Annotated in this window: 15 protein-coding genes and 1 pseudogene; 7 read left to right on the top strand and 9 right to left on the bottom strand. The window is 34.2% G+C overall.

What is annotated here, in order from left to right:
• Positions 1-2 precede the first annotated feature (2 nt).
• Both atpD and AC9UFV_RS00540 read left to right on the top strand, forming a co-directional pair.
• Positions 3-1,514: a F0F1 ATP synthase subunit beta gene (gene atpD, locus AC9UFV_RS00535; RefSeq protein ID WP_509522069.1), complete on the top strand. Its 1,512-nt coding sequence runs from the start codon at positions 3-5 to the stop codon at positions 1,512-1,514.
• A 78-nt stretch (positions 1,515-1,592) separates the two neighbouring features.
• Positions 1,593-1,874, top strand: a complete 282-nt coding sequence (locus tag AC9UFV_RS00540) for a FoF1 ATP synthase subunit delta/epsilon (RefSeq protein ID WP_027310297.1) — start codon at positions 1,593-1,595, stop codon at positions 1,872-1,874.
• Between the two features lie 67 nt (positions 1,875-1,941).
• On the opposite strand, the gene AC9UFV_RS00545 is transcribed toward AC9UFV_RS00540, so the two are convergent.
• Positions 1,942-2,430, bottom strand: a complete 489-nt coding sequence (locus AC9UFV_RS00545) for a DUF6252 domain-containing protein (RefSeq protein ID WP_509571687.1) — start codon at positions 2,428-2,430, stop codon at positions 1,942-1,944.
• Between the two features lie 198 nt (positions 2,431-2,628).
• Between AC9UFV_RS00545 and AC9UFV_RS00550 the strand changes: the two are divergent.
• The 5 genes and pseudogenes from AC9UFV_RS00550 to AC9UFV_RS00570 form a co-directional block, all read left to right on the top strand.
• Positions 2,629-3,192 (top strand): annotated as a pseudogene (locus tag AC9UFV_RS00550) (30S ribosomal protein S16); the annotation flags it as partial.
• Between the two features lie 195 nt (positions 3,193-3,387).
• Positions 3,388-3,912 (top strand): ribosome maturation factor RimM, encoded by a 525-nt coding sequence (gene rimM, locus AC9UFV_RS00555; RefSeq protein ID WP_509571690.1) that lies wholly within the window; start codon positions 3,388-3,390, stop codon positions 3,910-3,912.
• A gap of 67 nt (positions 3,913-3,979) precedes the next feature.
• On the top strand, positions 3,980-4,693 hold the full coding sequence (locus AC9UFV_RS00560; RefSeq protein WP_509571693.1) for a tRNA1(Val) (adenine(37)-N6)-methyltransferase: 714 nt from the start codon (positions 3,980-3,982) through the stop codon (positions 4,691-4,693).
• A 193-nt stretch (positions 4,694-4,886) separates the two neighbouring features.
• The gene (locus tag AC9UFV_RS00565; RefSeq protein ID WP_509571696.1) at positions 4,887-6,065 is read left to right on the top strand and encodes an acyl-CoA dehydrogenase family protein; all 1,179 of its coding nucleotides are present in this window, start codon (positions 4,887-4,889) and stop codon (positions 6,063-6,065) included.
• A gap of 91 nt (positions 6,066-6,156) precedes the next feature.
• The gene (locus tag AC9UFV_RS00570; RefSeq protein ID WP_509571698.1) at positions 6,157-6,942 is read left to right on the top strand and encodes a DUF3050 domain-containing protein; all 786 of its coding nucleotides are present in this window, start codon (positions 6,157-6,159) and stop codon (positions 6,940-6,942) included.
• A 36-nt stretch (positions 6,943-6,978) separates the two neighbouring features.
• Here the strand turns inward: AC9UFV_RS00570 and AC9UFV_RS00575 are convergent, their stop codons facing one another.
• From AC9UFV_RS00575 to AC9UFV_RS00610, 8 genes are all read right to left on the bottom strand, one after another.
• On the bottom strand, positions 6,979-7,311 hold the full coding sequence (locus tag AC9UFV_RS00575) for a 2Fe-2S iron-sulfur cluster-binding family protein (protein ID WP_509571701.1): 333 nt from the start codon (positions 7,309-7,311) through the stop codon (positions 6,979-6,981).
• A gap of 2 nt (positions 7,312-7,313) precedes the next feature.
• Positions 7,314-8,372 carry an NAD(P)/FAD-dependent oxidoreductase gene (locus tag AC9UFV_RS00580; protein WP_509571703.1) on the bottom strand — a complete coding sequence of 353 codons (1,059 nt, stop codon included), beginning with the start codon at positions 8,370-8,372 and terminating at the stop codon, positions 7,314-7,316.
• A gap of 42 nt (positions 8,373-8,414) precedes the next feature.
• Complete coding sequence (locus tag AC9UFV_RS00585; RefSeq protein ID WP_509522202.1) at positions 8,415-8,654, bottom strand: NifU family protein; 240 nt, start codon at positions 8,652-8,654, stop codon at positions 8,415-8,417.
• Between the two features lie 30 nt (positions 8,655-8,684).
• Positions 8,685-9,812, bottom strand: a complete 1,128-nt coding sequence (locus AC9UFV_RS00590; RefSeq protein WP_509571705.1) for an Mrp/NBP35 family ATP-binding protein — start codon at positions 9,810-9,812, stop codon at positions 8,685-8,687.
• 91 nt (positions 9,813-9,903) lie between these two features.
• A complete protein-coding gene (locus tag AC9UFV_RS00595; RefSeq protein WP_509571707.1) occupies positions 9,904-11,667 on the bottom strand; it encodes a DUF885 domain-containing protein in 1,764 nt (587 codons plus the stop codon).
• Between the two features lie 81 nt (positions 11,668-11,748).
• Entirely contained in the window at positions 11,749-12,111 is a 363-nt protein-coding gene (locus AC9UFV_RS00600) for a nuclear transport factor 2 family protein (RefSeq protein WP_509571709.1), read from the bottom strand.
• 66 nt (positions 12,112-12,177) lie between these two features.
• Positions 12,178-13,086, bottom strand: a complete 909-nt coding sequence (locus AC9UFV_RS00605; RefSeq protein ID WP_509571711.1) for a pseudouridine synthase — start codon at positions 13,084-13,086, stop codon at positions 12,178-12,180.
• 85 nt (positions 13,087-13,171) lie between these two features.
• On the bottom strand, positions 13,172-14,065 hold the full coding sequence (locus AC9UFV_RS00610; RefSeq protein ID WP_509571713.1) for a geranylgeranylglycerol-phosphate geranylgeranyltransferase: 894 nt from the start codon (positions 14,063-14,065) through the stop codon (positions 13,172-13,174).
• Positions 14,066-14,091: the final 26 nt, after the last annotated feature.

Consider the following 14,091-nt stretch of genomic DNA (forward strand, 5'->3'; position numbering starts at 1 on the left):
CAATGTCAAAAGTAATAGGAAAAGTATCGCAAATCATTGGGCCAGTAGTTGACGTAGTATTCAACGGTAAAGATGTAGAACTTCCAAAAATTTATGATTCATTAGAAATCACTAAAAAAGATGGTACATTATTAGTACTAGAAGTACAATCTCACATAGGTGAAAACACAGTTAGAACCATTTCGATGGATTCAACAGACGGTTTGAGCAGAGGATATGAGGTAGTAGGTACTGGAAATCCTATTAAAATGCCAATTGGACCAGATGTTTACGGACGTTTGTTTAATGTAATTGGAGATGCTATTGACGGATTAGGAGATTTGCCAAAAACAGGTGACAACGGAATGTCAATTCACCGTCAAGCTCCAAAATTTGAAGATTTATCAACTTCTTCAGAAGTTTTATTTACTGGAATCAAAGTAATCGATTTAATTGAGCCTTACGCAAAAGGAGGAAAAATTGGATTGTTCGGTGGTGCTGGTGTTGGTAAAACAGTATTAATTCAGGAGTTGATCAACAATATCGCAAAAGGTCACGGTGGACTTTCAGTATTCGCAGGAGTAGGAGAAAGAACTCGTGAAGGAAATGACTTACTTCGTGAGATGTTAGAGTCTGGAATTATTAAATATGGTGAAGAATTCATGCATTCTATGGAAGAAGGTGGATGGGATTTATCAAAAGTAGACAAACCAGGAATGAGAGAGTCTAAAGCTACTTTCGTTTTCGGTCAAATGAACGAACCTCCAGGAGCTCGTGCTCGTGTGGCGCTTTCAGGATTGTCTATTGCTGAATATTTCCGTGATGGTGCAGGTTCTGATCAAGGAAAAGACGTACTTTTCTTCGTAGATAATATCTTCCGTTTTACACAAGCAGGTTCTGAGGTATCGGCACTTTTAGGTCGTATGCCATCTGCGGTAGGTTACCAACCAACGTTAGCTACAGAAATGGGTGCGATGCAAGAGCGTATCACATCAACAAATAAAGGATCTATTACTTCAGTTCAAGCGGTATATGTACCAGCGGACGATTTAACTGACCCGGCTCCAGCAACTACATTTGCTCACTTAGATGCTACAACTGTATTGTCTCGTAAAATTGCTGAGTTAGGTATTTATCCTGCGGTAGATCCATTGGATTCTACTTCTAGAATTTTAACTCCTCAAATTCTTGGTGATGAGCACTACGATTGCGCACAAAGAGTAAAAGAGATTCTTCAAAAATACAAACAATTGCAAGATATCATTGCGATTTTAGGTATGGAAGAATTATCTGAAGAAGATAAGTTAGCTGTATCAAGAGCAAGACGTGTTCAACGTTTCTTATCTCAACCTTTCCACGTTGCTGAGCAATTTACAGGATTAAAAGGAGTATTAGTTGACATTAAAGATACTATCAAAGGATTCAACATGATTATTGATGGGGAACTAGATCACTTGCCAGAAGCAGCTTTCAACCTTAAAGGAACAATTGAAGACGCTATCGAAGCAGGAGAAAAAATGTTGGCAGAAGCATAATTGGTTGTTGGTTTTTGGTTAATGGTTGTTAGATTTTCAGCCATCAACTTTCAACCATCAACTATTAACTAAATAGAAATGATTTTAGAAATAGTATCACCAGAAGCAAAATTATTTTCAGGAGAAGTGACTTCGGTTTCTCTTCCAGGAGTAGATGGTAGCTTTCAATTATTGAATAATCACGCGCCGATTGTTTCCACTTTAAAAGAGGGATTAATTAAAATTGCCGCTTTGAGTTTTGATTTTAACAAAGGTTCGGAAGAGCAATTCAATAAAGTAAACGATCAAAATTATACCTTAGCTATTAATTCAGGAACAATTGAATTAAAAGACAACAAAGTGATTGTTTTAGTAGATTAAATTTAATTATAAAACATAAAAAAAGGCTCAATATATATTGAGCCTTTTTTGTATTTATATATGGTAATTAATTCAAAACAGGAACCTTGTAAAATACTCCTTGAGTGAAATTCACAATAGGATTTCCTAATGGATTATTAGCTATATTAAAAGAGTTAAATCTAAAAGTTCCGTTGATAGTTTTGTTAATTGGATCGTATTCTGAAAGAATAATTTGACCGTCCTGAGCGTTTGCCCCAGTGGTATATATTAAATTTTGACCATTTACAATATAACTAAAAGTAGCTTCACTTGCTGATCCAGTTCCAAGAACGCTTGTTATTGGACAAGGATTAGTTGCGCTAGGAAGTGGCATTTTTAATGTCAATGTTTCAAACTGGCTGTCGGCCTCTAGTGTAATAGTATTGTTTACAGCATCAATAGTTGCACTAAAGTCTTGCGCTCTCCAAAAATAGTTGTCCTTAGTTCCTTGTACAGCTGGATTATTGAAAGATATCTCTTCAGTACACCCGCTAAAAGTGATTGTTGCTAAGAATAGGATGATAAATTTTTTCATTTTCATAATTTTGATTTACAAAAATAGACTAATTAAATAAAAAAGCTAAAATTTTTAAAATAAATTACATCGATTTTTACATTATTTTACTCAATATCATAAAATTAACAGTAGTAGATTAGTTACATTCAAAAAAATAATTATCTTTGCACCCTTAATTAACGGAGGTCGTGTACCTCAAAATTTAATCATAAGATTATGTCTGTAAAAATTAGATTACAAAGACACGGTAAAAAAGGAAAACCTTTTTACTGGGTTGTAGCAGCTGATGCTCGCTCAAAAAGAGATGGTAGATACCTAGAAAAAATTGGTACTTACAATCCAAACACTAACCCTGCAACTATCGAATTAAACCTTGATAGCGCTGTAAGATGGTTACATAATGGTGCTCAACCAACGGATACTGCGAAAGCAATATTATCCTACAAAGGAGCATTATTGAAACACCACCTTGATGGAGGAATCCGTAAAGGGGCATTAACTCAAGAACAAGCTGACGCAAAATTAGCTGCTTGGTTAGAAGCAAAAGCTGGAAAAGTAGATGCTAAAAAAGATGGTTTATCTAAAGCACAAGCTGCTGCTAAAGCAAAAGCATTAAAAGCGGAACAAGCTGTAAATGCAAAACGTTTAGAAGATGCTGCTAAAGCTGAAGCGGATGCAATTGCTGCTGAGTCTGCAGTTGAAGAAGTGGAAGAAGCTCCCGCTGCTGAGGTAGAAGTTGAAGAAACTGCTACAGAGGTTGAAGAGACTCCTGCTGCTGAAGTTGCTGCTGAAGAAGTTGTAGCTGAGGTTGAAGAAGCTCCTGCTGCTGAAGTTGCTGCTGAAGAAGTTGTAGCTGAGGTTGAAGAAGCTCCTGCTTCTGAAGTTGCTGCTGAAGAAGTTGTAGCTGAAGCTGAAGAGGCTCCTGCTGCTGATGAGAATAACGAAGAAGCACAAGCTTAATTCATTTAGCGATTCATGCGTAAAGACGATTGTTTTTATTTAGGTAAAATCGCAAAAAAATTTAGCTTCAAAGGGGAAGTCTTAGCTTATTTAGACACAGACGAACCCGAGTTATACGAAAATTTGGAATCAGTGTTTGTTGAATGCAACAAACACTTGGTTCCTTTTTTTATTGAAAGTAGTTCCCTTCATAAAAATGATTTTTTAAGAATTCGTTTTGAAGACGTTACTACTGAAGAAGAGGCAGAAGCTATTCTTGGCAACGCTCTTTACCTTCCTTTAGATAGATTACCGAAACTTTCAGGTAAAAAATTCTATTTCCACGAAGTTATTGGTTTTGAAATCGATGATAAAAAACACGGGGTTATTGGCAAAATTGTATCTGTGAATGATACCACTGCACAGCCACTTTTTGAAGTTTTGAATGGTGATGTAGAAATGTTAATTCCAATGGTAGATCATTTTCTATTGAAAATTGATAGAGAAAATAAAAAAGTCATGATGGATTTGCCGGACGGTTTAATCGAAATGTACCTTTAAAATTGGTTATTCGGTTATTCGAAAATTCTGAAATGTAAAAATCTTAATTCTTTAATCAGAAATCACAATGTCGGTATTCCAATTCAAACAATTTTCTGTAAATCAAGACCAGACTGCGATGAAAATTGGAACTGATGGCGTTTTACTTGGAGCTTGGACGCCATTAGAAAATAATCCTAAATCAGTTTTAGATATTGGAACGGGAACCGGAATAATTGCTCTAATGTTGGCACAAAGAAGCGAAGCCGAACAAATTGACGCTTTAGAAATTGATGAAAGTGCCTACGAACAAGCGGTTGAAAATTTCGAAAATTCCCCTTGGGGAGATCGTTTGTTTTGTTTTCATGCAGGTTTAGATGAATTTGTTGATGATCCTGAAGACGAATACGATTTGATTGTTTCCAATCCACCTTTTTTTTCAGAAGACTATCGTTCAGATAATGAACAGCGGGATTTAGCTAGATTTCAAGAAGCCATGCCTTTTGAAGAATTGGTAGAAGCTGCCGATTTATTGCTTTCTGAAAACGGCATTTTTTCTGTTATAATTCCATTTAATAAAGAAGATCGATTCATAGAATTGTGTGCTGAAGTGGAACTTTTTCCTATAAAAATTACTCGTGTTAAAGGCACCAAAAACACCAAAATTATTCGCAGTTTGTTGGCTTTTAAAAGATATGAATTGGCAGTTTTAACAGCAGATGAACTGGTAATCGAGATTAGCCGACACGAATATACCCCAGAATATATTTCTCTTACGAAAGATTTCTACTTAAAAATGTAGCCCTAGCCCTGAGTGAAGTGGAAATCCCTCGCTTTTTAGCGAGGATTGCAACGGAAAGCAGGATTAAGCTCCAAAAGGAAGAGAGAAAAAATATAACAATTGTTAATCGGTTTGTTACATTTCTTTGTGTAAATTTGCATTTAAATAATAAGAAGTTTACTTCGTTTATAGCGAAATAACCAAAAGATCACATATGAAACCAGACTTATTTCAAGCTCCAGATTATTACAACCTTGATGAATTATTGACGGACGAGCATAAATTAGTTCGTGATGCCGCGAGAGAATGGGTGAAACGAGAAGTGTCACCTATCATTGAAGATTATGCTCAAAGAGCTGATTTTCCGACGCAAATTATTAAAGGATTGGCCGATATTGGTGCCTTTGGGCCTTATATTCCTGAAGAATATGGTGGTGCGGGATTGGATCAAATCTCGTATGGTTTGATAATGCAAGAAATTGAAAGAGGAGATTCTGGTGTTCGGTCAACAGCTTCTGTTCAATCTTCATTGGTGATGTATCCAATTTGGAAATATGGTAATGAGGAACAAAGAATGAAATATTTACCAAAATTAGCTTCTGGAGAATTCATGGGATGTTTTGGTTTGACCGAGCCAAATTATGGTTCAGACCCAGGAAGTATGATCACCAATTATAAAGATATGGGCGACCATTATTTATTAAATGGAGCAAAAATGTGGATTTCGAATTCCCCTTTTGCAGATATTGCAGTAGTTTGGGCTAAAAATGAAGAAGGAAGAATTCACGGATTAATTGTGGAACGCGGAATGGAAGGATTTACCACTCCTGAAACGCACAACAAATGGTCGTTACGAGCTTCGGCAACTGGAGAGTTGATTTTTGATAATGTGAAAGTTCCTAAAGAAAATTTATTGTTAGGTAAAACCGGTCTTGGTGCACCAATGCAGTGTTTAGATTCAGCTCGATACGGAATTGCTTGGGGAGCTATTGGAGCTGCAATGGACTGTTATGACACAGCGTTGCGATATGCGAAAGAGAGAATTCAGTTTGGGAAACCTATTGCAGCAACGCAATTACAACAAAAGAAATTAGCAGAAATGATTACCGAAATCACCAAAGCGCAATTATTAACTTGGCGTTTAGGAGTTTTGAGAAACGAAGGTAAAGCGACAACGGCTCAAATTTCTATGGCGAAGAGAAACAATGTTGAGATGGCAATTACTATTGCTCGTGAAGCTAGACAAATATTAGGAGGAATGGGAATTACGGGTGAATATTCAATTATGAGACACATGATGAATTTAGAATCGGTGATTACTTATGAAGGAACACATGACATTCACTTGTTAATAACAGGTGCAGATATTACCGGAATTCCAGCTTTTAAGTAGTAGTTAACAATTATTAAAGTATTGATAAAATTGATAGCAAAAGCTTCTTGGAAACGAGAAGCTTTTTTACTTTTGTGTAAAATTTTCAAACATGGATATCCAATCTATAAATAGGAGTATTGAAACTCAAAAAAGTGCTTTATTACAGCATTCATTATATGAAAAAGTAGAAACGATAGAAGACTTACATTGTTTTCTAGAAAGTCACGTTTATGCAGTTTGGGATTTCATGTCTTTGTTGAAAGCATTGCAATCAAAATTGACTTGTACCACAACGCCATGGATTGCTTCCAAAAACCCTGAAACTCGTTATTTAATTAATGAAATTGTTTTGGCAGAAGAATCGGATTTGACTTTGGACGGAACTAGATCAAGTCATTTTGAAATGTATCTTGATGCCATGACTTCTTGTGGAGCCAATACAGAAGAAATCAATAGTTTTATTGAGAACGTAGTTGCTACACAAAATATATTTGTATCAATAAAACAAAGTGATTTACATCCAAATATTAAAGCTTTTTTAGATTTCACCTTTAGAGTTATTGAAGAAGGGAAACCACATGAAATTGCTGCTGCATTTACCTTTGGTAGAGAAGATTTAATTCCAGCAATGTTTACGGAGATCTTAAGAAATTTCGAAGCCAATTTTCCTGAAACGGATTTAAGTAAATTGATTTATTATTTCGAAAGACATATAGAATTGGACGCTGATGAACATGGTCCGATGGCAATGAAAATGATTTCTGAACTTTGCGAAAATAGCGAAATCAAGTGGAAAGAAGTGGAGGAAATCTCAAAATTAGCACTTGAAAAACGCATCGGACTTTGGGATGCAATTGAAGAAAAAATAGTAAAATCAGAAACCGAATTGGTTTAATTCAAATAAAAAAGCGAGATAATCATCTCGCTTTTTTTATGCTTCAGGGGCTAATTCAATTTCAAGCCCTTCCAAATCTTCGGAAATATTTATTTGACATCCTAATCTGCTGTTGGGTTTAACGTTGAAAGCTTCGGAAAGCATGGCATCTTCATCGTCGCCTTTTTCAGGAATTTCTACAGAATTTAGAACATAACATTGGCAGGAAGCGCACATGGCCATTCCTCCACAAATTCCAATAGTACCTTCAGGAGCTAATTCATACATACGAACTACTTCCATCACGTTTAAATTCATATCGGTAGGAGCGAGGATTTCGTGAGTAACGCCTTCGCGATCGGTAATTTTTATTGTGATATCTGCCGACATAATTAATCTATAGATTTTACAACTTGTTTTTCGGCTTCTTTTCGAGTACCATCAAATCCGTCAACACCAGAAACGGTAGTGTATTTTAGTACGTATTTTTTTCCTGGATTCATTCTTTGGTAAACACTTTGAACCATTAAAGTCGCTTCATGGAATCCACACAAAATAAGTTTTAATTTTCCAGGATAGGTATTCACATCACCAATGGCATAAATTCCTGGAATATTGGTTTGATAATCGAATGAGTTGTTTACCTTAATCGCATTTTTTTCAATTTCTAATCCCCAGTTGGCTATTGGTCCTAATTTTGGGGTTAACCCAAATAAAGGAATAAAGTAATCTGTTTCGGTAGTAATTTTTTCACCATTGGTTTCAATGATTACCGATTCTATATTTTCTTTGCCATTAAAACCTACGATTTCTCCTGGAGTAATTAGTTTTATTTTTCCTAATTCTTTTAATTCTTGCACTTTTTCGACTGAGTCTAAGGCTCCACGAAATTCATTTCTACGATGTACTAATGTTACGCTTGAAGCTACATTTGAAAGGAAAATACTCCAATCCAAAGCGGAATCTCCACCACCTGAAATGACTACTTTTTTATTTCTAAATTTTTCGGGATCTTTAACAAAATATTCAATACCACGATCGTTTTGTTCGTAGAATTTAATTCCGTCAAGTTGTGGTTTTCTTGGTTCGAAACTTCCCAATCCTCCTGCAATTGCTACTGAATTGGCATGGTGTTTCGTCCCTTTATTTGTTGTAACAATGAAAGTTCCATCTTCAAGTTGGTCAATGGTTTCAGCAACTTCATTCAAGGTAAATCCAGGTTGAAACTGCTTAATTTGTTCCATTAAATTGGTCACTAAGTCACCGGCTAAAACAGATGGAAATCCTGGAATATCAAATATTGGTTTTTTTGGATATAACTCGGAAAGTTGCCCTCCAGGTTGAGGTAAACCATCAATAATGTGGCATTTTAACTTTAAAAGCCCTGCTTCAAATACAGTGAATAAACCTGTAGGTCCAGCGCCAATAATGAGAATATCCGTTTCAATCATTTTAAAATAATAATTTAATTATATTGGTTTAAACCAAAATTATTAATCAACATTTGTTACTGTTTCAATTTGTGGGGCAAACTTTTTAATGGTTGTTTCCACACCCATTTTCAGTGTCATTTGATTCACGCTACAACCTACGCAAGCTCCTTGCAAACGAACTTTCACATGTTTGCCATCTTCAATTGAAATCAATGCGATATCGCCACCATCAGAATTTAGAAAAGGTCTAATTTCTTGAAGTGCATTTTCTACGCTTGTTGTTAATTCTTCTATTGTCATAATTTCTATTGTTCCAATTAGACGAAATAATTATTTTTTTACCGCTGAACAGCCCGCCATTGTTGTTATTTTAACCGCTTCTGTTGGAGGTAAATTTTCATTTCTATTTACCACTTCCTGAACAACATTTCTAGTAATCTCTTGGAAAACTTTTTCTATAACTGAACCTTCTTGTAAAGCCGCTGGTCTTCCGTAATCTCCAGCCTCACGAATAGATTGTACAATTGGAACTTCACCAAGGAATGATACATTTAAATCTTCCGCAAGGTTTTTTGCACCTTCTTTACCAAAAATATAATATTTATTTTCTGGCAATTCTTCAGGAGTGAAGTAGGCCATATTTTCTATAATTCCTAAAACAGGAACATTGATGCTATCTGAAGTAAACATTGCAACTCCTTTTTTCGCATCAGCAAGAGCTACAGCTTGTGGAGTACTCACTACTACAACCCCAGTTATAGGTAACGATTGAACTATAGAAAGGTGAATATCTCCTGTTCCTGGAGGTAAATCAAGCAACATGAAATCCAATTCTCCCCAATCAGCATCAAATATCATTTGGTTCAACGCTTTTGAAGCCATTGGTCCACGCCAAATAACCGCTTGACTTGGAGAAGTAAAAAATCCTATCGATAGCATTTTTATCTCGTAGCTTTCAACAGGTTTCATTTTTGATTTTCCGTCAACAGTAACTGAAATTGGTTTTTCCGATTCTACATCAAACATAATTGGCATCGAAGGGCCATAAATATCAGCGTCTAAAATCCCAACTTTGAATCCCATTTTTGCTAAAGTAACAGCTAAATTTGCGGTAACTGTAGATTTTCCAACGCCGCCTTTTCCAGAAGCTATTGCAATAATATTTTTCATTCCTGGAATTGCCTTTCCTTTAATTTCATTAGGCTCAGGAACAACAACAGTAGATTTTATTTGGATTTTTGCATCAGCAGAAACCAATTCATGAATTGTTTTTTTGATATCGTCTTCAGCTCTTTTTTTAATATGCATCGCTGGAGTGCTCAACACTAAATCGATAATTACTTCATCTCCAAATGTGACAACATTTTTTACTGCGCCACTCTCCACCATATTCTTACCTTCTCCTGCAATTGTGATTGTTTCTAATGCTTTGAGAATGTCTTTTTTATCTAATTTCATATTCTTTTTATTGATCAAAATCAATTGTAAATTTCGAGTACAAAGATAGCTTGAAAAGTTTGTTTATAAAAATCTAAATAGGATAAGATTATTATTTTTCGTTGATCCAATTATTGATTTTATTTTCCAATAATGCCAATGGTAAAACACCAGATTCTAAAACTTTTTCGTGGAATTTCTTAATGTCAAATTTAGCGCCCATTTTTTCAGAGGCTTTTTTGCGTAATTCCATAATTTTCAATTGCCCAATTTTATAGGATAAAGCTTGCCCAGGAATGGCCATGTAGCGTTCAATTTCCGCAGTAATACTTGCTTCACTTTCCGCCTCATTTTCTAACGAGTACTTAATTGCCTGTTCTCTTGTCCAGCCTTTAGTATGGATTCCAGTATCAACAACAAGTCGAATTGCGCGGTGCATTTCATTTCCTAACATTCCAAAATATTGATAAGGATCTTTGTATAATCCTAATTCTGTTCCTAAACTTTCGGTGTACAAAGCCCAGCCCTCACCATAAGCGCCAAACCAATTGAATTTTCTAAAATTAGGTAATTGTTGGTTTTCTTGCTGTAATGATATTTGAAAATGATGCCCTGGAATCGCTTCATGTAAAAACAAATCTTCATCTCCATAGAGATTATAATTTGCCACATCAGGAATTGGTACATAAAAAGTTCCTGGTCGAGATCCGTCAGCAGCGCCTTGAACATATTCGGCACTTGCTGAAAGTTCTCTGAAAGCTTCGGTTCTCTTAATTTGGAATTTAGTTTTTGGTTGTAGAGAAAACAACTTATCTACATTTGGTTTTATTCTTGCATAAATACTTTCAAAATTAGCAATTACTTCTTCTGGTTTTTTGAAAGGTTTTAGCTCTTTTTTATTTCGAACTTCGTCAAAAAACGATAGTAAAGTCCCTTTGTAACCTACTTGTGTTTTTACTTTTTCCATTTCTAGTTTTATGCGAGCCACTTCTTTTAATCCCAATTCATGAATTTCTTCTGGTGAAGTATTGGTAGTTGTCCATTGTTTTACACAAGCCGCATAATATTCTTTTCCAAATGGTAAACTCCCAATACCACTTGTATTTCTTGACGCAGGAAGGTATTCTGATTTTAAAAACTGCGTCATTTTTTGAAATTTTGGTATCAATTTATTTATAATTGTAGTTTTATATTTTTCTGTTATATCCTTTTTTACATTATCTGAAAATGAAGTTGGCATCGTTTTAATTGTAGAATAAAATAGGTTGTCCTCTACTTTTGAAGTAATCATATCCTCAAATTCTGGAATTACTTTAAACGTTAATGTCTTAGGTAAAACCACTCCTTTTTCAATTCCCTTTTTCATGTATACCATTGCAGAATCAATCCAAATAGAATACAAATCCATTCTTTTTAAGAAATTTCTGTAATCTTTTTCTGTTTTAAATGGTTGTCCTGCAGTTCCTCCAGCATATTGCCCCATCGTTAAATGCGTGCCCCAAAACTGATGTATTGGAATTAAATTTGAAGGTTGTGCAAGCAGCTCTTTTCCTACGCCAATTTCCCATTTCATAATTTCATAACTAATTTTTTCTTCAGAAGTTAGCTTTGCTTCATCCACTTTTGAAAGTTCGGTTTCAAATTTATCATAAAACGCTTTTTGCTTTAATCTGAAACTATCTGTCATTTCAAATTGCAATTGGTCATTGAATTGACTCTGTCCATTTAGCGTTGCATCTAATGGGTTTAGTTCGTTTTTCCCATCAAAATAATTTTTTGTCAATGCGATAAAATCAACTGATTTTTCTTCTGATTTGCAATTGATGAATAACACTGAAATTGAAATAGCGATAAAAAGTAAAGTATATTTTCTCATATTTTTTTATTAGTTAATTCTAGTTTTAAAGATATAAATTATTTCAATTAAGGGCTAATTTATTATCAATTTTACCGAATTCTAACCGTGATAAACTCTTGAAGCAATAATTTTTCCTTCTTTAACAATCAATACTTCTGCCACAAGCATATTATCTTCGCCATCAACCGAACGAACATATTCCATAAATACCCGATCTCCATTTGCTGTAAGCGATGTAACTTTGTAATTTAAACTTGGCAAACGGTCGAAAGCATCCTGCCACCATTCGCGTAAAGCGGATTTTCCAATAATCATTCCCATAGTTTCTGGCATTCGAATTTTTAATTTTGGATTATAATGTTCGGCATCATCGTCATAAAGAGACAAAAGCTGATCTAAATTGTGACTATTGAATGCATCGAACCATTTGAAGGCGATAGATTGAAGATTTTCGGGTGTCATAAATGATGTTATATTAAAATTCCCGCTAAATACTAGCAGGAATTATTTATTTTTTAGAGTAAAAAACTAAGCGTTCTTTAAATTTATAATTTCTTGCTCAGTTAATTTTCTCCAATTGCCTCTTGGTAAATTTTTCTTAGTTAATCCTGCAAATGCAACGCGGTCAATTCGTAAAACATCATAATTGAAATGTTCAAAAATAGAACGTACTACTTTAATATTGGAAGAGCGCAATTTTAATCCTACCTCGCTTTTTGCTTCTCCTTCGATGTAACTTACATCTTCAACAAAAACGCGGTGACCATCTAAAACTAAGCCTTTATTTATCTTTTCTAAATCCTCATATTTCAAATTTTTATCCAAGGAAACTTGGTATATTTTTGAAGATTTTTGATTTGGTAAAGTGAATTTTCGAATCATATCGGTGTCATTTGTAAACAATAACAAACCGGTTGTATTCTTATCCATTCTTCCAACAGCTCCTATTTTTGCAGTGGTAGAACCTTTAACTAATTCAAGTACATTTCTATATTCCTGACCTTCGTCTAAAGCAGTTGTAAAATTTTTAGGCTTGTTCAATAAAATGTATTCTTTCTTTTCTGGAGTTAATACATTTCCGTCAAAATTTACAACATCGCCCGGTTTTACTAGGTAACCCATTTCAATAACTGGAACGCCGTTTACTTTTACATTCCCAGATTGGATATAAATATCGGCATCACGTCTTGAACAAACACCAGAATTGGAAATGTATTTATTCAAACGAATTTCGTCTTTTGCTTTTTGACGTTTTGGTGCTTGATTTGGTTTTTTTTCTACTTTTTCAGCAGCAAGTTCTGCTGCTTTAGCATTAACTTTAACTTTTTTAGGACCTTGTGCCCGTTTTTGCATCGCAGGTTTTGGCTTGCTAGAATTTGGTCTTGAACTATTTGTTCTAGAACCACTTCTTTTATTATTGCCTTCCTTGTTATTCATAATATTCTATAATTTTTGCAAATATACCATTTATAAATTTGACAATCTATAATTGAGAAGTTAAAGCTATTAATATTGAATAGTTTTAAAATATTGAAACAATCTTGTGCCAGAAATAAACAACGATGCTTGGATTTATCAGAAATATACAAAAAACTCCTGAAACAATAAGAAATTTAAGCACATTGTGAAGTAATAAATAATGCTCTTTAGTATCTGATTTCCATAGTTTTAATAAAAAAAGTAACAATATTAGCAAACAAGAATAGAAATACAAATCCATATTTCCGATTTCAAATTTTTCAATTAATAGAAAAATAGGAGTGACTGTTAAAATCGTTAAAAGCGTTATGATTTTTTTTGAGGTTAATTCACCATACAAAATCGGAATGGTTTTATAATCATTAGCCAAATCGCCTTTTATATTTTCTAAATCTTTAATCATTTCACGAATTAGAATTAGTAAAAACAAGAAAGCGGCATGACAAATAATCACTTCATAAAAATTCTTGTAATACAATAGTAGGGCAAAAAATGGTAAAATAGCCATTAATGTAGCCATCAAATTTCCAACAACAACGAATTTTTTCACTTTGTGAGAGTAAAACCAAATCAGAAAAATATAAACGGAAAAATATAAAAAGGCACGCCAAGAAATGAAAATGGCTAGAAATGCAACTGCAAAATTCAAAGTGAAATAAACACTTAGTTTTGTTTTTTGACTAACTAATCGGTCTAATGTAGATTTATTCGGCCGATTGATTAAGTCTTTTTTGCTGTCATAAAAACTATTGATTATGTAACCTGAAGCTATTGTAAGTGCTGTAGCTATTACGATAAGTAATAAATAAATATCTAGAATTACCTGTAATGGTTTTTTTTCAGGCGCCAATATAAAAATTGCTGAAAGATATTGCGCAAGAATGATTATTGGGATATTGTAGCCACGAATTACGGAAAACAAACTCACAATTTTCATTATTAAAAGTTTGCTTTTTCTGTTCA

Origin of the sequence: Flavobacterium sp. (assembly GCF_044349645.1) — a bacterium.
Classification (GTDB): Bacteria; Bacteroidota; Bacteroidia; order Flavobacteriales; family Flavobacteriaceae; genus Flavobacterium.